Source organism: Nodularia spumigena CCY9414, assembly GCF_000340565.2.
In the GTDB taxonomy this organism is placed as follows: Bacteria; Cyanobacteriota; Cyanobacteriia; order Cyanobacteriales; family Nostocaceae; genus Nodularia; species Nodularia spumigena.
Genome location: NZ_CP007203.1, coordinates 2,944,517 through 2,966,773 on the forward strand (window position 1 = coordinate 2,944,517; position 22,257 = coordinate 2,966,773).

Consider the following 22,257-nt stretch of genomic DNA (forward strand, 5'->3'; position numbering starts at 1 on the left):
TATAGTTTTGTCTATGAAATTGTCAACTTAGGACTTGCTCTTACTCCAGTGGGAAAAACTCCTTAGTTTTTTCCGAGTATTTCCAGGCGATACCATCAGGGTCTTTGTAACGACACCACTCTGGAAAATCCGGATCATTGCGGCGTTTGTAAACCGTGCTGGAATAAACGTTTAGCCGCTTGGCTAGTTCAGATTGGATCAGAGAACCAAACAATAACTGCTGTTCGAGCGATCGCTTAACTTCCTGATGGGTTTCTGGCGGTGGTGCTTCAGTTTCCGGTTCTGACTTCACTGGCTGGGGTTCCGGTGGTGCTAAAAGCGATGCTCGCGCAGTTTTACTAACTGGTTGAGATGGTAGCTCTTTCGCCGGTTCACTACTATCAAGGATATCGCCAAGAATACTGGCAGTCATAAAGTAATAAACCTCACCCCCTTCTTGTGAGTTTTGGATACTCGCACCGAACTCAGTAGCCTTAGCATCTAAATAGCGTTTTGCCGTTGTCCCCGAAAAATTGCCCGTAATTGCCAAATCCATTGGCGTAATCTTGCCTTGAGTTTCCCGAATCATCTCATGGAAAACCGGATTAACTTGCTGACACCACTTTTGCCATTGATATTGTTGCAAAACTTTGAAACCAATCACCAGCATCAGGATTACCAGTAAAATTCTCCAGGTAGCAACCAGGAAAATAATCAAAAACGAGATTGGCAAAAGTAGAACCAGGAACCCTTTCCCGTTGCTTTCTATTAGTTTTTCACTCATGCCGATTATTGCCAATAAAATTTTTGGAAAATAATACTATTATCTTGGCAAAAATTGGGACATTTTTTTGTATCCTTTGGCAAAGTTACAGAAAAAGATGCAGGGGAGAAGAGGAAAGGTTGTTAAGTAACCGGAAGTTTAAAGTAATTTCTAACTCCCCCCTGCTCCCTGCCCCCTGCCCCTCTGGCTCTTTATCCTTGTCGTTGACAAAGCAACAAACCAAACCACTGATTAGGATCAGTCCACACATTCAGAGGTACTAAACCCCCGGCGGTGAGTTGCTCTTGAATAATTTTGAGGTCAAATTTGCGAGAAATTTCCGTGTGGATAGTTTCCCCCAGAGCAAAATTAACCGTCAGGTTGAGAGCGCGTAATTCTACAGATTGCGATCGCAAACTGCGTAAATACGACTCAATTTGATGTTCAGTTTCGTTATAAAACGACCAGTGTTCAAACTGCGTCGTGTCAAAATTACCCGCAAATCGCCGATTTAAATGCTCTAACATATTCAAGTTAAAAGCCGCCGTCACACCTTGGCTATCATCATATGCAGGTTCCAAGATATGTTTTGGCTTTTGTAAATCTATCCCCAACAAGAAATACTCCCCTACTTCCAGAGCATTAGTAATTTGAGACAGAAAAATCTCACACTCTTGAGGTTTGAGATTACCCAAAGTGCTGCCAATAAAACCAATTATCCGACTTGGTAATTCTGAGGGCAAGATTTTTGCCAAGGCTAACTCGTATGTTCCCGCAAGTGCATGAACTTTTAAAGAAGGATAATCTGCTAATAACTGCCTAGCACTACTTTCTAATATCCCCGCACTCACATCAATGGGTACATATAGCATGGGGTAGCCTAGCTGCTGGTAAGCATCTAGGATAATTCTGGTTTTCGTAGAGCTACCACTACCAAGTTCCACCAATTCACAAGGACCAGTTATTCTGGCAATTTCACCAGCATACTGCTGTAAAATCGATGTTTCTGTGCGTGTCAGATAATATTCTGGTAATTCACAGATTTGCTCAAATAACTCAGAGCCACGATCATCATAAAAGTAGTGAGTGGGAAGCGTTTTAGATGTTTGAGTTAATCCCCGAATTACATCAGTTCCAGCATTATATGTAACTACTTCCGTTTCTGGAACCAAACGTTGGATCTGCAAGCGCTCTTCAATGCTTTTTGGGGAAGCAACATTGCTGCTAGCAGCTTTAGATATTGACATTCAACCTCCATTGTGTACGATACCAATTCCTCATTCAGAAAAAGAGCATCTGTAGCCTTCTTTTGCCGAATGGGTATATGAGATTCCTTTTGAAAGCAAACCTGGACTCAAGCAAGTGAAACACATAGCCATAGGTCATAACATCACGCCTGAGCCAGATTGATCAAGCTTTTACGGCTTCTTTAAGGATTTTCTCATAAAAACGGATACGAATGATTTTTTACTCAGCAGTCAACACTTCACTAGCAGCACAGCGAAAACCGGCGAAAATTTGGTACACGCCGGGATCATACCAATTGCGAAAACTAGCACGCAGTCCCCAATGACGTGTAGCCCAACTCCCGCCTTTTAAAACCCGGTGCTTGTTGTCAAAATAAACTTGAGAATAACCGACGTAAGGGTAACTCTGGAAACCCTGGTAACCATCAAACCAGGAACCAGTCCACTCCCAGACATTACCGAGAGTATCGTATAAACCATAGGCACTTTGTCCGGCGGGATAGGTATTTACTGGTGTAGTATGACCAATGAGGCGATCGCAATTACAATTTTCCGAACTTGGTGATTTATCCCCCCAAGGATAGATGCGCCGACAACCAGAATTTGCATCCCAACTAGCAGCTTTTTCCCACTCAGCTTCCGTAGGTAGCCGCTTCCCCACAAATCGCGAATATGCTTGCGCCTCATACCAACTCACACCACAAACCGGATGATTATCCCAATTGCGCTCCCCAGACCAGTAAAGCGGTTTAATCACCTTCTGAGTTTGTCGCCATTCCCATCCCGCTTCCGACCACCATTGAGAATTTTGGTAGCCTCCAGCCTCCATAAACAGCCGATACTGTCCACAAGTCACCGGATAACGGTCAATATAATAACTCTCTAAATACACCTTATGTGCAGGGCGCTCATTATCCAGAGCATCTGTATCATTACTTCCCTGTTCAAATTCACCAGCCGGGATGAAAATCATCTCCGTAATATTATTGATGGGAGACGTATAACTAATATTTTCTCCCACCTCTTCTGTCTTCCCCTGTTCCCACTTCATCAATTCCAGCACAAAGCTAATAATTTCGCAGTGTTGGCTTTCGTGCTGAATCAAAAAGCGCCAAAGAGCTTCTTCTTGTTCAATATCAACAAATTCTAGACGTTGTAAAACTTCTTTTCTCACCGCGTCCAGGTAATCATGAGTTTCGTGTATATTAGGTAACAGCACACGTTGTGATTTAGGTAAACCATCAGCCGCAAATAGTTTTCTGTATTGGGGAAACGAACAAGGCAAACCCCCACTGTGTTCTAATAACCATAAAGACTCAGTAAAGGCAATATGTCCTAAATGCCAACCAACCGGACTAAACTCAGGATGAGCCTGACTACAAAATGTAGATTCATCCATATCCTCAAACAGCTTCAAGGTTTTCAGACGACATTCAAACAAATCGCGAACAAGAGTCTCTTTGACACTAGATTGGTTTAATCTGGATATCACAGTCTTCTCCCACACTGATAATGCTATTTTCTGGACAAGCAGTCCAATTACCAGTAAATAACGGTTCAGACGCAATAATTACAGATTTAGGAAAATTTTGATGATTCTTTAGCCAATATAGCGACGGAGGAGGCGCATTGGTAGAAAAACGCGAAGCAATTAAACGATTTCCATCACTGAAGACTATATTGGCGGAAACTTTGACTTGATGGCTTTTTGCCATTTCTAGTAAAGTTAGTAATGTATCGCGTAAAGCATCTTCTGGAGGTCGATGTTTATTGATTTGGCTTTGGGAAAGTAGCAGTGCAAAGATGTGTTCTGAATCAGTACTACCATTAATTTGTTCGTAAAAATCAGGAGTTAATATACTGCGGATTTTTCTGTGTAATTTTTTGCGAAAGTTATCAATATATCCATTGTGAATAAATAGCTGTTGTTGATAATTAAACGGCTGACAATTAGCAAAATCTAAAGCCTGTCCAGGTGTAGCACTGCGAACATAAGCAAGTACACATTTAGATTCTACATAACGGCTAATTTGAGGTAGATTTAAGTCATTCCAAATAGGTACTGTATTTCGGTACGTAAAGGGGTCTGTACTTTTTTGACTATGATACCAACCTACGCCAAAGCCATCTGCATTCACAACTCCAGAAGTCATTTCACGCGGTTGGTAACTCTGAACTATTAAGGAATGTTCAGGTTTATACAGAATATCCTCTAAGGTTACAGGCGCACCCAGGTAGGCAAGTAAACGGCACATAGATAAAAAGTTGCTTTGGTAATTTAAACTAGGCTTAGAGGGTGTTTGAAAAGTTTTGAGGGGTCAAATTCTATGCCAATCGCCTCACCATGATCCGGTTCATGGCAAGGTAAATAAAGGTTTCCGATGTTTCGGGCAATAACTCATAATCTCGAACTAATCGCCGACACCCCATCAGCCAACCAAAAGTGCGCTCTACTACCCAACGTTTTTTGAGCAACATAAAGCCCTCTAGAGTACCTTTAAGTATAAAATTAGCACAATCATTGGTATCGACTTTAGCAGATTCGGAATTTGTCGAAAGTGAATTATCAGGATATTCATTTAAAGACAGGACTTACGCAAAAACCCTCTTAAGCCCTCTTAACTCTGTGTCCTCTGCGTCTGGTGTGGTTCGTTATTCCGTGATTTGTGCTTTTAGTCTAAAGTCCAGTAATTAGGGCTTGCTGAAAAAGTCGAGAAAAAACTTGAGGAGAATTGAGTGGGTAGTCAGGCAGGAATAAAGATAAGTTTTCGTTGTCTAAAACTCCCTAAGTCATCAATTTTATTAATATGAACCGGGGGAAAAGACGTAATTTTGAAAAATTGACATAAAAATCCCCAAAAAAGCCGTAATAACAGGGTGGAAAGATTCATGACTAAAAAAGTTAGGGCAATAGAAGTTAAAGAAGTATGAGGCAGTTGAGCCATAACTCTACCCAGGCTAAATCTGCGTTTACCCTGTCCAAATTTACCTTCAATAGAGTTACGAATCCGTTCATCTTCTAAAGCTTGTTTCTTTTTTTCAGGACTGACATTTTTAGGTGGTATACCTAGTGGTGGACCACTGATTCTAATTCCTCTTTCTTTACACCAAGCGCGATTTTCCCGTGTCCGATAAATTTTATCTACATGAACAGATTCAGGATAATATCCAGTGTAATTTTTGTAGGCTTCAACCTGTGATTTTAGATCCCCTGATTCATTAAAATTATCCCAACTGATGTGGTCTAAAAATACATAGCCATCAAAGCAACAGGCGGAAAACTTTGCTCCAAATTCTACGTTGGTTCTGGCTTTACCACGGACTATTGGACGAATATGTGGCTGACTTAAACTGACAATCCGGTCTTCTATACTCCGTTTTTTATTTTCATATAACCTCAGATGGCGCACAACTGGCATCTAATATTAATTTTCCCCTATTGGTCGGTTCACTTTTTGAATCCTCGGATTCTGACTTTTTTGATTTTACTTCCTCCTCCTCTTTTTTTTCTAACACCTGTTTGACAATTTCTTGATTGATTTTGTTGACTAAATTTATATCTATTCTTTCTGGAAAGTGAACCAGCATTGAAGAGTCAAATGGCGGTTTGTTACTGTAGGCTGACATTCCTATAAAGTATTGTAAATAGGGGTTATCCCTGATTTGCTCCACTGTTTCTCTATCACTTGTTCCTAGTTTCTCTTTAATTATTAACGCTCCCAATGCCATCCTAAATGTTTTGGCTGGTGCGCCTATTTGTTCTGTAAATATGGCTGCGTATTCTGCTTCAAACTCTGACCAAGGTATTATTGTCGCCAAGACTACCCAACGGTTATCTGAGGCTAGTACAGTTCGGCGTAAATAGGACAACCATTTAAAATCAATCAAAAGCCTATAAAGTCAGACTTTTGACTTTTGACTTTTGACTTTTGACTTCCGCCTTGCGGTACTAGTTTTCCCCCAAAGGGCAGTTCAAAGCTTTCTGAAGGCGTGTCTTGTTTCTGCGCTTTTCGATACATCTTAACGCATCTTAATGCAAAGGTTTTTACTTATTCTACCCTTTTTCCTTCCACCTTATCCCTATTTTCTGACCCCGAAGCCCTTTATTTATCTAGCTTTTGGCTTTATTCAGCAAGCCCTAATTACTAAAAATTCCGGAAAACTCAATTGGATATTTAATTTAACTTTTTGCCAAGGCAAAAGGTTTTTTAATAATAACTTAAACTGTGATTAAGTTAAGCTTAAGCAAAAATTAACCTTGTATAAATTAACTTATCTAAGGTTGTAAATAAAACCGAAATCCATCCTGAAGAATAGAGGTATTATGAGTTTTTCAACCACCATTTTGCAACGAGCATTTACTACTTCAGTGCTAACAACGGCTGTTGCACTTGGTTCTATTTATACAGCGCCTGGCAAAGCTCAAGCTCAAACTCTCAATGGTGCAGGAGCCACTTTTCCAGCGCCTTTGTACGAAAGATACGCTCGTGAAGTCAGAAAGAAATTTCCAGATATGAGAATTAACTACCAAGCAATTGGTAGTGGTGGTGGTATTCGTCAAACGATTGCTGGAACCGTTGACTTTGGTGGTAGTGATGCTGCTATGACAGACGGGGATATAGCTAAAGTCAAGAATGGTGTGATTTTAGTCCCTACAGCAGGTGGTGCTGTTTCTGTGGTTTATAATCTGCCCGGTGTGAATAATCTCAGATTATCTCGTACTACTTTACCAGGTATTTTTTCTGGTCAAATTACCAACTGGAATGATCCGAAGATTAAAGCTGATAATCCTGGTGTAAATCTACCCAACCAAGCAATTAGATTTGCTGTTCGTGCTGATGGTAGCGGTACAACTTTCATTTTTACCAACCATTTGAGTGCAATTAGCTCTTATTTCAAGGGTAGAGTCGGAACTGGTACTGCTCCCAAATGGACTTTACCCAATGTCCTCAAAGGTAAGGGTAATCCAGGTGTAGCTGCTTTAGTCGCTCGGACTCCTGGCTCTATTGGTTATGTGGAATATTCCTACGCTAGCCAAAACAAACTCAAATCAGCACAGTTGCAAAATAAGTCAGGAGAATTTGTGGCTCCTTCTTTGCAGTCTGCAAACGCAGCTTTAGCATCTGTGAATTTTCCTGATAACTACCGTGTTTTTGAAGGAGATCCAGCACAAGGTTATCCTATCGTGGGTCTCACCTGGATGATGGTTTATAGACAGTATCCTAATGCTGCTAAAGCTAATGCTGTCAAAAAATGGATTAATTGGGTGTTGACCGATGGTCAAAAATTAAATGATGAAATGAACTATACGGCAATTCCCCCCGCAGTGGCAAATCGGGTATTGCAGACAGTGAATAGTACTGTTAAACCATAATTTACCATTGTAATTCTTTTTTAAGCAGGGTGGGCTATTTGTTCACCCTATTCAGCCAAAATAGTCTAAGTTTTGCGATTTTTTATGAAAAATTTATCTAATTCACCCTACAATAATTCATTGCCTCTAAATGATGAAAATATTGAATTGATAGCTAAGGATGGCATAAAAGGTTGGTTTGACCAAGGATTTACATGGCTCGTCTATACTTTTGCCGGGATGACTGTGGCGGTGCTATTTGTGATGAGTTGGATTGTTTTTCAAGAAGCTCGACCAGCTATTGCTAAGTTTGGGATAAAGTTTTTATGGGGGCAAAATTGGGATGTAAATAATGAGATTTTCGGTGCTTTACCTTATATATATGGAACTTTGGTAAGTAGTGCGATCGCAATTATTTTTGCTTTCCCTGTAGGTTTAGCAGTTGCATTGGTTACTAGTGAAAATTTTGTCCCAGTTTCTATACAAACAACTCTAGCATTTGTGGTTCAGTTAATTGCCGCAATTCCCAGTGTAATTGTTGGTTTATGGGGAATTTTTATTTTTATTCCAGTTTTAGAACCCTTACAAAAGTGGATAGCCAAATATTTTAGTTGGATACCACTATTTAATACGACAGACCCTTTTGGGACAAATATGTTAACTGCGGGAATTATCCTAGCAATTATGATTCTGCCCACAATAGCAGCAATTAGCCGTGAGGTGTTATTAGCAATTCCTAAAGAATTACGTAGTGCATCTATGGCTTTGGGTAGTACCCGTTGGGAAACAATTTTTCGAGTGTTGCTACCTGCTGGATTTTCAGGAATTGTCAGCGCCACAATGCTGGCTTTAGGAAGAGCTTTGGGCGAAACAATGGCTGTGACTATGGTGATTGGTAATTCTGCTCAAATCAGTGCTTCTTTATTAGATCCAGCTTACACAATCCCTTCTGTCATAGCTAATGAATTTGCCGAAGCCAACCCAGGATTACACATCGGGGCTTTAACTTATCTGGGATTAGTTTTGTTTGCAGTGACTCTGGCGGTGAATATTGGTGCTGTTCTTCTGATACAGTTGGTTGGTAAGAAAAATCGCTAAGACATTATCAGTAAATTGAAATCACAATATTAATAAATATGGATGGTTATCAAAAGTCGGAAATAGAGCAATCTTTAACTACTGAATTATTCAGCCCTTTACCAAAATCAAGGCAGCTATTTACTTATTTAATGAATGCGATCGCCTTGGGATTAACGGTTGTAGCTTTAATTCCTTTATTATCCATTTTGTGGGAAATTATCGCACGGGGAATATCTGGACTAAAGCTAGAAATGTTTGTCAATCCTGTAATTGATTTTGGATTTGGTAATGCTATTTTAGGAACAGCAACAATTGTTACCATTGCCGCTATATTAAGTGTTCCCGTGGGTATATTAACGGGGATATTTTTAGCAGAATTTGGACGTACTCACCCAGTAGCTAATTTTGTACGCTTTATCACTAATATTCTCACTGGTGTTCCTTCCATTATTGTGGGTGTATTCGCTTACGGTGTCATTGTTTTAGTAACTAAAAAATTTAGTGCGATCGCTGGGGGCTTTGCCTTAGCTACAATCATGCTACCCGTAATCGTCCTCACAACCGAAGAAGCTTTAAAACTCGTCCCCATAGACCAACGTCTCGCCTCCGCAGCTTTAGGAGGTACTCGCTTTCAAACTACTTTTCGCATCGTAGTTACAACTGCCATTCCTGGAATTACCACAGGTATTCTCTTAGCCGTCGCCCGTGCAGCTGGGGAAACAGCACCCCTAATTTTTACCGCTTTGTTTAGTCTAAATTGGTCAACAGGATTACTCAGCCCAACCGCTTCCTTACCAGTATTAATTTTCAACCTCTACAACGACCCCGACCCGGAAAAACATCAATTAGTCTGGACTACTTCTATAGTCCTACTTGGCTTAGTTTTATGTGTCAGTATTATCTCTCGCTTAGTGACTCGTAAAATGAAAATTAAGTAAAAAATCAAATATTGAAACTTTTGATGACAAATTTCTCTAAAAAATGAACACATTAACAACAGCGATTCAAGTCAAAAATCTCAGCTTTTACTACAGCAGCACCAAAGCAATTGAAAAGGTTTCATTAGATATTTATCAAAATCAAGTAACTGCACTTATCGGTCCTAGTGGTTGTGGTAAATCCACCTTAATCAAGAGTCTTAATCGTATTGGCGAATTAGAAAGTTCGGTGAAAGTAGAAGGACGTGTAGAGTTTTTTGGTCAAAATATTTATGACCCCCGCATCAACTTAAATCGACTACGCCGCCAAATTGGTATGGTCTTCCAAAAACCAAATCCTTTTCCCATGAGCATTTACGAAAATATTGCTTATGGTATGAGAATAGCTGGTAAATGTTCGCAAACAGAATTAGATGCAGTCGTGGAATCTGCCTTGAAAGGAGCTGCTCTGTGGGATGAAGTTAAAGATAAGCTAAATAAATCAGCTTTAAGTCTTTCTGGCGGTCAGCAACAACGACTTTGCATTGCTCGTGCTTTAGCCGTCAAACCAAAAGTACTGCTGATGGATGAACCTTGTTCGGCTCTGGACCCCATCGCCACAATGAAAATTGAGGAACTAATCCATAGTTTGCGCTCTGAATTAACCATTGCTATTGTGACTCACAATATGCAGCAAGCCACTCGTGTTTCAGATTTCACAGCTTTTTTCAGCACCGATGAAAGTCGTATTGGTCAAATGGTTGAATTTGGTGTGACAAATCAGATATTTAACAACCCTCTAGATTCCCGAACCCATGACTATGTTTCAGGACGTTTTGGCTAGGGACTGTTTTCAAACCCAAAATTAGACGTAAATGTAGGTTGGTTTGAGGTTTTGGGAAACCCAACTTTACCCAATATTTGGTTTGCTTCGTACAGGTGGCGCTGCGCTTAACCCAACCTACTTCTAGACTTTGAAAATACGTCCTAGGGACTGACAAATAAAAAAATCTCAAATTTTTAGGGTGGGTTACGGTAGTGCAATTCACCCAAACTTTTTTGGGTAATTTATTTTGGTGTTCCCGGAAAGCATTTTTTAGCTGTTTTAGAGATAAGTAAGATATTTTTTCTATAATTTATTCGCAACTTTTTACTAGTTATTTACAAAATATTAAAATTTTTTGAAAAATCTATTGCATCTATAGACGCGAGAATATATCAATGTTTCTTGAGAAATATCTCTAATAACAATGATCAGATTTTGTCAAATCAGTAATTAGAGTAGACTAAAACTGGTATCACTGGTGCATACCCAGTATATTTGGATCTCGACATTTGGGCTAGTAATGTTTAGACTACAAAGGTAGCCTTAGTGTAGCCTGGCGCTACTCACAAGGATTCAGCAAATTTACTAGAGTCTATAGGACAAAGCCTACAAAACCGCTATTTACCTGATAGCAATCTTAAATCATGAGATAATCCGGTGATCATTTAAGGCATATATCTATTATTTCCATTTGAATTGGTTAGGTGATTTAAAAAATACTGTAATGTTATTTGCTGCATTTTAATTTGATTTAATCAATATAATCTATTGTGTTTATTTTGAAAATAAGCAATTACCTTTAATGCCAACACAAGTATTGATTTTGATACAAATATCCACTAAATACTGCTGGGTAACTATCAATGAATGAATCCTAGCCTTCTTTATTTGCAACTATAACAAGTCCATATTGGCTGAGAAATCACGACATATTACTACTTAATTTTACTGCTTTTTCGTAAATATTTATTGCCTAATTCTTTAGCATGACTCAACTAATTCCAGCTATCAAAGTCAAAAATCTCAGTTTTTTTTACAATACCAAAAAGATATTTGAAAATATATCAATGGATATTTACCAGAGCAAAGTAACTGCTATTATTGGCCCTAGTGGTTGCGGAAAGTCTACTTTTATTAAATGTCTCAATCGCATGATTGAATTAGAACCAAAAGCGCAAATCGAGGGGAGGGTAGAATTTTTTAATCAAAATATTTATGAGCGTCGTGTTAACTTAAATCGCCTACGCCGCCAAATTAGCATGGTACTCCCCAAGCCGAATCTTTTTCCGATGAGCGTTTACGATAATGTGGCTTATGGAGTTAAAATAGTCGGGTGGCATCCGAAAGCAGAATTAGACGTGATTGTTGAATCTGCTATTAAAGATGCTGATCTTTGGGATGAAGTAAAAAATAAATTGCACAAGTCGGCTTTAGACCTTTCTGGCGGTCAACAACAGCGACTCTGCATTGCTCGTGCTTTAGCAGTCAAGCCACAAATTATTCTCATGGATGAGCCTTGTTTTGCTCTTGATCATACTGCTAGCATGAAAGTTGAAAGTTTAATCCAAAGTTTGCGTTTTCGTTCAGAATTGACAATGGTCATTATTAGTCACAACTTGCAGCAAGTTACAAGATTATCTGATTTCACAGCTTTTTTTCATGGTAATGAAAATCGGATTGGTGAAATGGTTGAATTTGGAACTACACAAAAAATCTTTACTAACCCTATTGATTATCGTACCCGCGAATATATTTTTGACAATCTTAATTAAACTCTTTTCTTGTGTCAGTCTTAATCATTTTTAACATTACAATTGCAGTTTAAATTAATTTAATTTCGATACTTAGTCCCATAATTTAGGTAAATTTAAAGTGTTTCCTGTAGGCAGTTTTACGGTTATCAGTTGTTTTTAATTAGATATAATAATACACTGTCACTAACCATCCTTGATGATGGTCTAAACCAGGCTATCCTAATGTAATGCATGAATTATGTCAAATGACGAACAGACTGTACAAGTATCGGAAAATAATAAAAGCTCTTTTTCTCCTCCAGCGATCGCTATTCTACTGCTAGATGCAGAAAATTTACAACTCAACGCTAAAATGGAGAAGTTTTTAACCACAGTTTCTAGCTATCCCCTGCAAGTTAAGATTGCCTTTGCTAATTGGTCTAAAATGGGTAAACGAGATGTAGAATTACATCAGCGTGGATACGAATTGATTCACGTTCCTGTCGGTAAAGATAATGCTGATGGTAAAATGATCGCCTTGGGTTCGTCAGTTCATGAACGTTACAACCATGCTAAAGAAGTTATAGTTTGTTCGTCAGATAAAGTGATGACCAATCTGTGCAACCAGCTTCAGCAAAATGGATTAATAGTTTATCAGGCTATGAAGAAAGAAGAAGTCCTGATAGTATTGAATAGCTCTACAGGAAAACCCATCACACAATTTCCCAAAGCTACTCCTGAGATTCCCACAATTGAAATTTTTCTTCAGCAAATTAAACAGTTAATCCAAGCAGAGCAAAAACAAAATAAAATTTATTGGGTTAAACTTTCCGCTCTTTCTAAGATTTTTAAAGATAAATATAATTTTACTATCAGTCAAGTAGTTTCTCAGCATTTACCTGGTAAAAGAGCGAGGGATATTTTTATTAACTATCCGGCTGAATTTGCGGTTCACCAAGTCGATACATCATCTGAAATATACATAACACTATTTCAAATTAATCAGTCGCCACTTATAAATGAGAAGGAAGATGCTTCATTAAGTAGTAATAATCAGTCTCCTTTATTATCTAGGATTAATTCCCCAGCAGATTTGGAAAAAGCACTCAAGGATATTCTTCAAGAGTTAACTATCAAATCTCCTACCAGCTACATTGATATTAGCCCATTGGGTGTGGAATTTAGTCACCGCTATGGTAAACCTATAACAGAACAAATCAAATCTTTAAAGTTGAATGGTAATTTTCTTAAATTTTTACAGTCGTGTAAATCTTTTAACCTGAAACAAACAGGGAAAGCATGGCAAATTACTTTACGTTAAATTCTCAGAGTATCCATAGTGGTGTATGATTAATCAGGAAATACTTGATAATCTAGCAAAAAAGACAAAAACTACAGATAGGTAAGCTGTTGTGCTGGATTCTCAGGATTTATGAAAATTGATCACGTTCATTTCTATGTTGAAGATGCCAAAGTCTGGCGGGATTGGTTTGTACACCACCTGGGGTTTACAGCAGTAGACAGTCGCATCGGTTCGGTTCACACTTGTACGGAAGTAGTGAGCAACGGTATTGTTCGCTTTTTGCTGTCTTCAGCTTTATTACCTACGAGTCCAGTGGCTGAGTTTCTGCGCCAACATCCACCAGGGGTAGCAGATGTGGCTTTTGCTTTGGAAGATGTGGAAGGTGCGATCGCACTCGCTCAAACTCACGGCGCTACTGTCATTCAACCCATTCAGTCACAGGCGTTTGGTGATGTCTCTCGCAAGTGTGGTAAAATAGCCGCTTGGGGTGGGTTGTCTCATACGTTAATTTCCAGATCAGGGGATGATGCACCACAAACAACAGATTATACTTTTACTGGTATAGATCACATAGTGGTGAATGTGGCTGTGGGTGAATTAGAGTCTGCTGTTGCTTGGTACGCAAAAATTCTCGATTTTCAACCCCAGCAAAGTTTTAAAATTCAAACCGACCGTTCTGCTTTATATAGCCAAGTTATGGTTTCCCGTAACGGTAGCGTACAATTACCGATTAATGAACCAGCTTCGCCCAATTCCCAAATTCAAGAGTTTCTGGATGTGAATCGGGGGCCAGGAATTCAACACATCGCTTTGGGGACACCTAATCTTATCAGTGCGATCGCTCAATTTCGCGCCCGTGGTTTATCTTTACTCTCGGTTCCCCAAAGCTACTACTCACAGATTAAACAGCGCCCAGGATTCCCTTTATCAATGCTAGAACTTGAGGCGATCGCCCAGCAAGAAATTTTGGTGGACTGGAAAGAAGATGCTCAAGATGCAGTATTACTACAAATCTTTACTCAGCCCATTTTTCGACAACCGACTTTTTTCTTTGAGTTTATTGAGCGCCGTTACCAGGCTAAAGGTTTTGGGGAAGGTAATTTTCGCGCTTTATTTCAGGCCATTGAAAGTGAACAAATCAAACGCGGTACGTTGCGATAACTAATGAGTCAAGAAATGAGATAATTGTCATAAAAATTCACAATTTCCGCCGATGCTAAGATTAATTACTGACTTCGACGGCCCGATTATTGATGTATCTGAACGGTATTACCGTGTTTATCAATATTGTTTGCAGAAAATCCGCTATCCCGAACAATCTGTGCAACAACTTACCAAAGCCGAATTTTGGCAATTCAAGCGATCGCGCGTCCCTGAAAGACAAATTGCCTTAAACTCTGGTTTGGATGCTACCCAAGCACAAGAATTTGCCCAGTTGCGCCGACAAACAGTACACACAGACACTTATTTTGAGTATGACCGCCTCATACCAGGTGCTGTAGAGGGACTGTTAAAAATTCAACAGGCTGGAATTGATTTGGCTGTGATGACAATGCGTCGAGTCAGGGAACTAGATTATGCCTTTCAAAAATACGACTTAGGCAGTTTTTTTCCAGAAAATCGCTGTTATTGCCTGAAAAACGACTATGTTAAAACGAGTGACATTCAAGATAAGCCTTTGTTGATGGAACGGGCTTTAGCAGAACTTCCCCCTGCATCCGATACTTGGATGGTTGGGGATACTGAAGCTGATATTGCTGCTGCGAAAAAATACGGTATTAAGGTGATGGCTGTGGAGTCTGGGATTCGTGATCGCACTCAATTAGAAATTTACCAACCCGACTTAATTGTTCAGGATTTGAGTACAGTTGTCAAACTTATTCTCGAATCTCAGTCAGTAAAAATTGGCTAAGAGCGGCTGCTCTGAACAAGATGGCTCATAGACAAACGATCAAACCAAGTTATCTATTACCATCAAACATTGAGCCAATTTAAATATGCTTTTTGCAAAACCCTTGTAGAGACGTGACATATCACGTCTCTATATTCTTTCTCAGCAAATGTCTATTAATCAATCCCCAATCCCAACACAACTCATCGGCTTAACGTAGAAAACTGCTAATGAGCCACAACAATATAAATGTGAATACTGTAGAGAACTGCTCAGATGTGAACTGAACCAAGTTTATTTGCGGCAACAGCCAGCTAGCAAGTAGCCCTCCGACAATTAAACCAACAATTAAACCAATCAGCGTCAATAAAACTGCTCTACCAAACTTCCCTTCCTTACGTTTGAGGAAGTAAATACTGATTCCTATACCTACTACTAAAGCCAACTGTAAAATCTGATCGCCGGCCGCTTGAGTAAATACACTAATGGCACTTAAACCCAAATACCACGCGCCAGGTAACAGTATATCTGTAGGCGAGGGTTGATCGAGCATTCTTTGCAGCCATGCAGGCGACTGCTCGCGAGGGGTGGGACTGTCTTTTGCAGGTAATTGCACTCGCAATTCGGGAAACCTGATCCGTTCAGGTACTTTAATTTTACCTTCCTGGCGCATCCGTAGGCGATCCATTAAAATCGCATCGTAAGCTACTTCAATGAGTTCTAGACTCTTGGCATCGCCATTGTATTGCTCCAATTGGCGATTACGAGCATCCTGAATTTCATCGAAGCTAGCATCTTCTGATACCCCAAGTTTCTCGTAGGGATTTTGATCGCTCATGGGAGTTTATACTTTCTTTAGCCTTAGTCAGCGGCAGTCTTTCGCTGTTTGGAAAAACAACTTTAGGTTTTATCTTGATTTAAACCAAGGGATCAATCCATTTTTTTGCCCTACCAGGATAGTAGCATGGGTTAGTGGGATTGACTTTGAATTTTGAACTAAGTCAACTTTAACATATTGCTATAACTCCGTGTATGCCTTCATGCCTTTGCTCAATGAGCGCTTTACTCTAGAACTGGAGCTAGAAACGCCTTAAACACATTTTTTGGGAAAAAATTAATTTTTATGTTTGAACCTCCCCACGTCTAAAGCCGGGGGATTCTTGCCCACCTGAAAAAGGCGACAACGGGACATTCAAGTATCCCTCTACTCACTCAAAGAGCTTTTGCTCTCATTCGCGCATACTTTCTGAGTCCTTCATATTTTAAAGATGAACGCTCCATATCCTGCCATTATTCGCCCTTTAACTATTCCGAATCGAGTCGGATATGTCCGTTGCCGGGATTGCTCCGTACTAGGATACTTCAATGCGCTGAAGGTTATTCCTACTTGTTTTCTCGCTAATCTATTTTAACACTGTGGCTAAAGCCACGCAATCGTTTGACGGAACTTAAAAGTTCTTACCGCCTTCTCCCCATGCCTAAAGTCAGGGGCTTGCGTCTCGTTTTTCGGTCAGTTAACTCATGTGCTAATTTCCAAAACCAATCGCGTCTTTTGTGAGAAATATCTTCATACCTGCGTACCAGATTCTTTCTAGCTCTTTCACGATTAGCCGACCCTTTGGACTTTGCACAGTGGTGTCTGTGAGCTTTTTTAATCAGATGAAGCGATTGTTTGAAAAATTGGGGAGATTCAACTTTTGTGCCATCGGAGCAAGTGAGAAATGTTTTTAAACCAAAGTCAAAGCCAGCGATTTTACCTGTCTTGACTTCAACTTCGGCTTGACCACCTTCATCAACAACTACAACCATGAACAACTCACCCAATGGTGTGCGTTTAATGGTGAGAGTTTTGACTGTTCCCTCTATTTCTGCTATATAAAACCTAGACAAAACTAGACTTTACTTTCTACTTCAACGGGAGCATGGGAGCAGTTATCCCTCAGTAGACTTTCACGCCTTAGCCAGACGCGATTGTGTTCCAATTAAGTTTCTGAAAAAGACTACCACCATCATTGCTTGGTTTTCGCGTCGGCAATAGTCTCAATTCAATACTTGATATCACCGTATTATATATCAAGTAGTTGATTTTTTCCTAAAATATATATTGATTTTTGTCAATATAAGTATAGTTTTGTCTATGAAATTGTCAACTTAGGACTTGCTCTAAAAATTAGTAGTGACAGTCAAAAAAAACGCTCCAAATCCCCTCACAATTTGATACCCTAGCTTAAACAGATTTGAGCAAAGTTAAAGCGTGGAAATTCAACTTGGGCGGGGAAAAACAGCTCGTAGAGCTTATGGAATTGATGAAATTGCTCTAGTCCCTGGTAGCAGAACACTCGATCCGAGTCTGGCAGATACAAAGTGGACTATTGGCAATATTGAGCGAGAAATCCCCATAATTGCCAGTGCAATGGATGGCGTGGTTGATGTGAAGATGGCTGTCAAACTTTCACAGTTAGGAGCATTAGGAGTCATCAACTTAGAAGGTATTCAAACTCGCTATGCTGACCCAGAGCCAATTTTAGATCGGATTGCCTCTGTAGGGAAAAGTGAATTTGTTTCCTTAATGCAAGAACTCTATGCTGAACCCATAAAGCCGGAATTAATTGAAAAACGTATTCAGGAAATTAAACAACAAGGTGGTATAGCGGCGGTGAGTGCTACCCCAGCCGCAGCCAGTAAATATGGTGAGGTAGTGGCAAAAGCTGGGGCAGATTTGTTTTTTGTGCAGGCTACGGTAGTCTCTACGGCACATTTATCGCCAGATTCGATAGTTACCCTAGATTTGGCGGAGTTTTGCCGTTCTATGCCCATTCCCGTGGCGTTGGGGAACTGCGTTACCTATGAAGTCACGTTGAATTTGTTGAAAGCTGGAGCGGCGGCGGTATTAGTGGGAATTGGCCCTGGTGCGGCTTGTACTTCTCGTGGCGTTTTGGGTGTGGGTATACCCCAAGCAACAGCGATCGCAGATTGTGCCGCCGCCAGAGATGATTATTATCAGGAAACTGGTAACTACATTCCCATCATTGCCGATGGCGGTTTAATTACCGGTGGCGACATTTGTAAATGCATCGCCTGCGGTGCCGATGGAGTGATGATTGGTTCTCCCTTTGCTAGAGCCGCCGAAGCTCCAGGCAGGGGCTATCATTGGGGAATGGCAACTCCTAGCCCAGTGCTGCCTCGTGGAACTCGCATTAGCGTTGGTACAACTGGGAGTCTAGAGCAAATACTCATCGGTCCTGCCGGACTGGATGATGGTACTCATAACCTTGTGGGAGCCTTAAAAACTAGCATGGGGACATTAGGAGCCAAAAACATCAAAGAAATGCAGAAAGTTGAAGTTGTAATTGCTCCTTCCCTACTAACTGAAGGTAAAGTATACCAAAAAGCCCAACAATTAGGCATGGGTAAATAAAGAAAATTGGAATAGGGCGTAGGGAATCAGTAATAAGAAATAAAATATTTACTGTTCCCCATGCCCAAACTCAAATTCTTCAAAAATTTTTTTCCAGACTCTTAAACAATCTCTGGAAAAATCCGATATGTCGCTTACAATAGAGATAGCGGAGACAGATGTTTCCGTTCACTCCTCACACCACACTCCGCCCGGACTATTGTCTGGGCGGTTCCTTATGTTTGTCCATAATTTCTTTAGTTTCGTTGCAAATGTACATTTTTGACTTCTGGGCAGCTGTTTTTGCTATGGTAGAATTTTCACCAAACTCAGAAATATAATTGGCAAAGGTTTTTAGGCATGACAGCAGCCGAACAAGTTACGGATTCTAGTTTTAAGCAAGAAGTACTCGAAAGCGATGTACCAGTTTTAGTTGACTTCTGGGCCCCCTGGTGCGGTCCTTGCCGCATGGTAGCTCCTGTTGTAGAGGAAATCGCCGGTCAGTATGAAGGTCAAATCAAAGTGGTGAAAGTCAACACAGATGAGAACCCTCAAGTTGCTAGTCAGTACGGTATCCGCAGCATTCCCACGTTAATGATTTTTAAAGGTGGGCAAAAGGTCGATATGGTAGTCGGTGCCGTACCTAAAACTACATTAGCTAACACGTTGGAAAAATATCTTTGAAACTCAATTGATATCAAAATCATTTTGAGGCTTCTATTTGCTTTAGATTTAGGTAAATCTTTGTTAAGAAGTTTGCGAGACGCGAGTTTTCGCGTCTCCAAAAATCTTTTTTTTTCTGGTAAATAGTTGCAAAGAACTACTGCTAAAAATGTGCTGCTACTACTGGAGCAGGATGGCGTTTGTTTAACGACTGAGTGCGCTCTCGAACTCCTGACTCCTATTTTATTTTTGTTGGCGTAGCCGTCACTACACATCTATGCGGTCTTTCCTGTCCCCCGTTCCCTCATGAGTTTTTCCTGACCACGCCAGTAAATTCACTAAATCAAAGCATATTGCTATATGTCGATTAAAATATTGACCAGTGCCTTGGCGAATTTTGAACCAAAGGTACTTTTTAATAAAACTATGGAGTATCAAATAACGACTGCTTGAAGCGGTTGTCAACTGCATTCCAAAATCAGGTAAAATGTAATGCCATTGTGGCGACAGTTCTCATGACCTCATCTGCGTCGTTTGACACATTAGAGACTCTTCAGGCGGATATCGCTGAACTATTTGATCGTTTACCAACCTTAAAAAATCGGCAACTGATTCAGCAGGCATTGGCTACTATAGTGCGTCTAGCTGAGAGTGAAATTGAACGCCTTGATTGGAAAATCTTGTCCTCTGCCTTAGCAGATATGGAGCGAGGTTTCCAGCTATTTTATGATTATCGACACGTCCGCAAAATAACTATCTTTGGTTCGGCGCGTTTATCACCAGCAACACCAGAGTATCAGATGGCCCTTGAGTTTGCTCGCACTGTTTGTCAGTTAGGATTCATGGTGATGACAGGCGGCGGCGGCGGTATCATGCAGGCTGGAAACGAAGGCGCTGGGCGAGATAATTCTTTTGGCTTAAATATTCAGTTACCCTTTGAGCAGCAAGCGAACCCATTTATTGAGGGTGATCCTAAGCTGATTCATTTTAAATATTTTTTCACCCGCAAACTGTTTCTCCTCAAAGAAAGTGATGCTGTGGCCTTATTTCCGGGAGGTTTTGGCACTCAAGATGAAGCTTTTGAGTGTATGACCTTAAGCCAGACGGGTAAATTTGGCCCTGTTCCTGTAGTTTTAATTGATCATCCAGGTGGCGATTATTGGCAGTCTTGGAGCGAATATATTAATCAACAATTGGTGCAAAAAGGTCTGGTGAGTCCGGAAGACCCCAGCCTTTATACAGTGACAGATAACCTGGAAGTAGCTTGTAATGCGATTACCAGTTTTTACCAAGTTTATCACTCTAGCCGCTACGTAGGTGAGCAATTGGTGATTCGTCTGTCAGCCGATTTATCAGATGCTGAGGTAGAAAAGTTAAATGCTAACTTTAGCGATATCCTGGTGAAAGGAAAAATTGCCAAAAGTCAGGCTTTACCTCAAGAAAACCAAGATGAAACAGCAGAACTACCACGCTTGGTGTTGTACTTTAACCAACGTGATTTAGGTCGTTTGTATCAAATGATTGCATTAATTAACCAGATGGGTACTCCCTCTATTGAAGAAAAGGCACATCCAGAAAGGAAGTGAGTACCGCATAACGCATTAGAGGCGGGTTCATGGATATTATTCATCATGAATGGGGATATTGGTAAACCCGCCCCTACTCATTAAAATGGTGAGTTCTTGTGCCGCGCAACGCATCCTGCTGATTCTGCTCAAAAGGGCTGTATATTAGCACAGGAAACAATTTAGAGGAATAAAGTATGCTGGAATTATTGGGTTCAGGTTTAGTTTCTCTGTGGCTGGAAATGGCTGGGGTACAAATTAAGCCTAAAGAAGCCTTACAGGCATTAGCTTGGCAAAGTAGTCCTGGCTTGGTTCTGGCTCCTGATCCAAATCCAGCCGGTTCCACTACAGTTCAACAATATTTGCAAGAACTGATTTCCTCGAAGCTGGTAGCGGAAAACTTAGCCGAGAGTCAAGGAATTTGGATGCAGTCGGGGCCAATGTTGATGGCGAATCATCAAGGTACAACACCTTTACCTGCGGCTTCTTTAACTAAGATTGCTACTTCTCTAGTTGCTTTGAAAACTTGGGGGCCAGACCACCAATTTGAAACTTTAATCAGCGCTACAGGGCCAATAGTTAACGGCGTATTACAGGGTGATTTGGTGATTACTGGCGGTGGTGATCCGATGTTTGTTTGGGAAGAAGCGATCGCTCTGGGTAATACTCTGAATAAAATGGGTATTAAGCAAGTAAAGGGAAATTTGCTAATAAGCGGCAATTTCGCCATGAATTTTGAACCCAATCCCATATTAGCTGGGCAGATGCTCAAGCAAGCACTGAATTACACCACTTGGACTCGTCCGGCAAATTATATATATTCAATCATGCCGAAGGGGACAGCCAAGCCTCAAGTTGTGATTGCGGGTAGTGTGAAATTAGCAACCCAAGCAAATCCCCAACAAACCTTAGTGGTGCGTCACCGTTCTTTACCTTTGCAGCAATTAATTAAGGAAATGAACGTTTTCAGTAACAACGTCATGGCAGAAATCTTGGCGGAATCAGTAGGAGGCGCGGCTGTGATGCAATTGCAAGCGGCTAAATTCGCTGGCGTACCGGAGGCAGAAATTCAGTTAATTAATGGTTCAGGATTAGGAGTAGACAATCGCATTTCTCCCAGAGCCGCTTGTGCGATGTTAATAGCGATTCAACGGGAAGCCGCCACCCATCAAATTAATGTCGCTGATTTGTTTCCTACCTCTGGATTTGACCGTCGCGGAACAATGCAATATAGAAATATGCCTCATGCTACTGTGATGAAAACTGGTACTTTGCGGGAGGTAAGCGCTTTAGCTGGAGTCATCCCCACACGCGATCGCGGTTTGGTGTGGTTTGCTATTATTAACCGTGGCCCCCAAATCTCAGCTTTCCGCACTAATCAAGATCAGCTATTACAAGCTCTGGTAAAACAGTTAGAAGTCGCTCCCAATACTCCCCCATCCATTACTCCCCACTCTCCTAAATATTTCTCGCCTCAATTGGGTGCGGCTAGTCGTAACGAAATTTTGTTAGGCAAGAATTAAGACTAATTCGTAATTCT

At 40.5% G+C, this 22,257-nt stretch carries 16 protein-coding genes and 4 pseudogenes; 12 read left to right on the forward strand and 8 right to left on the reverse strand.

The window, feature by feature from the left end; genetic code table 11:
- Positions 1–40: 40 nt before the first annotated feature.
- From NSP_RS12710 to NSP_RS24775, 6 genes and pseudogenes are all read right to left on the reverse strand, one after another.
- Complete coding sequence (locus NSP_RS12710) at positions 41–763, reverse strand: hypothetical protein (protein WP_006198607.1); 723 nt, start codon at positions 761–763, stop codon at positions 41–43.
- A 191-nt stretch (positions 764–954) separates the two neighbouring features.
- Positions 955–1,989 (reverse strand): L-histidine N(alpha)-methyltransferase, encoded by a 1,035-nt coding sequence (gene egtD / locus NSP_RS12715; RefSeq protein ID WP_006198606.1) that lies wholly within the window; start codon positions 1,987–1,989, stop codon positions 955–957.
- Positions 1,990–2,209: 220 nt separating this feature from the next.
- Positions 2,210–3,481, reverse strand: a complete 1,272-nt coding sequence (gene egtB / locus NSP_RS12720) for an ergothioneine biosynthesis protein EgtB (protein ID WP_006198605.1) — start codon at positions 3,479–3,481, stop codon at positions 2,210–2,212.
- Positions 3,456–4,244 (reverse strand): ergothioneine biosynthesis protein EgtC, encoded by a 789-nt coding sequence (gene egtC, locus NSP_RS12725; RefSeq protein ID WP_006198604.1) that lies wholly within the window; start codon positions 4,242–4,244, stop codon positions 3,456–3,458. Before egtC ends, egtB begins: the two co-directional genes overlap by 26 nt.
- A gap of 70 nt (positions 4,245–4,314) precedes the next feature.
- Positions 4,315–4,476, reverse strand: a pseudogene (locus tag NSP_RS12730) (transposase); the annotation flags it as partial.
- A 257-nt stretch (positions 4,477–4,733) separates the two neighbouring features.
- Positions 4,734–5,877 (reverse strand): annotated as a pseudogene (locus tag NSP_RS24775) (transposase).
- A 436-nt stretch (positions 5,878–6,313) separates the two neighbouring features.
- On the opposite strand from NSP_RS24775, the gene pstS reads away from it, so the two are divergent.
- The 8 genes from pstS (at position 6,314) to NSP_RS12780 (ending at position 15,113) form a co-directional block, all read left to right on the forward strand.
- Positions 6,314–7,363, forward strand: a complete 1,050-nt coding sequence (pstS, locus tag NSP_RS12745; RefSeq protein ID WP_006198599.1) for a phosphate ABC transporter substrate-binding protein PstS — start codon at positions 6,314–6,316, stop codon at positions 7,361–7,363.
- 84 nt (positions 7,364–7,447) lie between these two features.
- On the forward strand, positions 7,448–8,440 hold the full coding sequence (gene pstC, locus NSP_RS12750; protein WP_006198598.1) for a phosphate ABC transporter permease subunit PstC: 993 nt from the start codon (positions 7,448–7,450) through the stop codon (positions 8,438–8,440).
- Between the two features lie 38 nt (positions 8,441–8,478).
- Positions 8,479–9,360 carry a phosphate ABC transporter permease PstA gene (gene pstA, locus NSP_RS12755; protein ID WP_017804119.1) on the forward strand — a complete coding sequence of 294 codons (882 nt, stop codon included), beginning with the start codon at positions 8,479–8,481 and terminating at the stop codon, positions 9,358–9,360.
- A 43-nt stretch (positions 9,361–9,403) separates the two neighbouring features.
- The gene (gene pstB, locus NSP_RS12760; protein ID WP_017804120.1) at positions 9,404–10,183 is read left to right on the forward strand and encodes a phosphate ABC transporter ATP-binding protein PstB; all 780 of its coding nucleotides are present in this window, start codon (positions 9,404–9,406) and stop codon (positions 10,181–10,183) included.
- Positions 10,184–11,151: 968 nt separating this feature from the next.
- Entirely contained in the window at positions 11,152–11,937 is a 786-nt protein-coding gene (locus NSP_RS12765) for a phosphate ABC transporter ATP-binding protein (protein ID WP_006198595.1), read from the forward strand.
- A gap of 220 nt (positions 11,938–12,157) precedes the next feature.
- The gene (locus tag NSP_RS12770) at positions 12,158–13,219 is read left to right on the forward strand and encodes an NYN domain-containing protein (RefSeq protein WP_017804121.1); all 1,062 of its coding nucleotides are present in this window, start codon (positions 12,158–12,160) and stop codon (positions 13,217–13,219) included.
- 111 nt (positions 13,220–13,330) lie between these two features.
- Positions 13,331–14,362 carry a 4-hydroxyphenylpyruvate dioxygenase gene (gene hppD / locus NSP_RS12775; protein WP_006198936.1) on the forward strand — a complete coding sequence of 344 codons (1,032 nt, stop codon included), beginning with the start codon at positions 13,331–13,333 and terminating at the stop codon, positions 14,360–14,362.
- Between the two features lie 52 nt (positions 14,363–14,414).
- The gene (locus NSP_RS12780; RefSeq protein ID WP_006198935.1) at positions 14,415–15,113 is read left to right on the forward strand and encodes an HAD family hydrolase; all 699 of its coding nucleotides are present in this window, start codon (positions 14,415–14,417) and stop codon (positions 15,111–15,113) included.
- Positions 15,114–15,303: 190 nt separating this feature from the next.
- Here NSP_RS12780 and NSP_RS12785 read toward each other — a convergent pair whose 3' ends face one another.
- Both NSP_RS12785 and NSP_RS12790 read right to left on the reverse strand, forming a co-directional pair.
- Positions 15,304–15,930, reverse strand: coding sequence for a CPP1-like family protein (locus NSP_RS12785; RefSeq protein ID WP_006198934.1), 627 nt, complete (start codon positions 15,928–15,930; stop codon positions 15,304–15,306).
- A 668-nt stretch (positions 15,931–16,598) separates the two neighbouring features.
- Positions 16,599–16,961: pseudogene (locus NSP_RS12790) on the reverse strand (transposase); the annotation flags it as partial.
- A gap of 385 nt (positions 16,962–17,346) precedes the next feature.
- Between NSP_RS12790 and NSP_RS12795 the strand changes: the two are divergent.
- The 4 genes and pseudogenes from NSP_RS12795 (at position 17,347) to NSP_RS12810 (ending at position 22,240) form a co-directional block, all read left to right on the forward strand.
- A complete protein-coding gene (locus tag NSP_RS12795) occupies positions 17,347–18,510 on the forward strand; it encodes a GuaB3 family IMP dehydrogenase-related protein (protein WP_006197885.1) in 1,164 nt (387 codons plus the stop codon).
- Positions 18,511–18,831: 321 nt separating this feature from the next.
- Positions 18,832–19,173 (forward strand): annotated as a pseudogene (gene trxA / locus NSP_RS12800) (thioredoxin); the annotation flags it as partial.
- 494 nt (positions 19,174–19,667) lie between these two features.
- The gene (locus NSP_RS12805) at positions 19,668–20,738 is read left to right on the forward strand and encodes an LOG family protein (protein WP_006197883.1); all 1,071 of its coding nucleotides are present in this window, start codon (positions 19,668–19,670) and stop codon (positions 20,736–20,738) included.
- A 176-nt stretch (positions 20,739–20,914) separates the two neighbouring features.
- Positions 20,915–22,240, forward strand: coding sequence for a D-alanyl-D-alanine carboxypeptidase (locus NSP_RS12810; RefSeq protein WP_006197882.1), 1,326 nt, complete (start codon positions 20,915–20,917; stop codon positions 22,238–22,240).
- Positions 22,241–22,257: the final 17 nt, after the last annotated feature.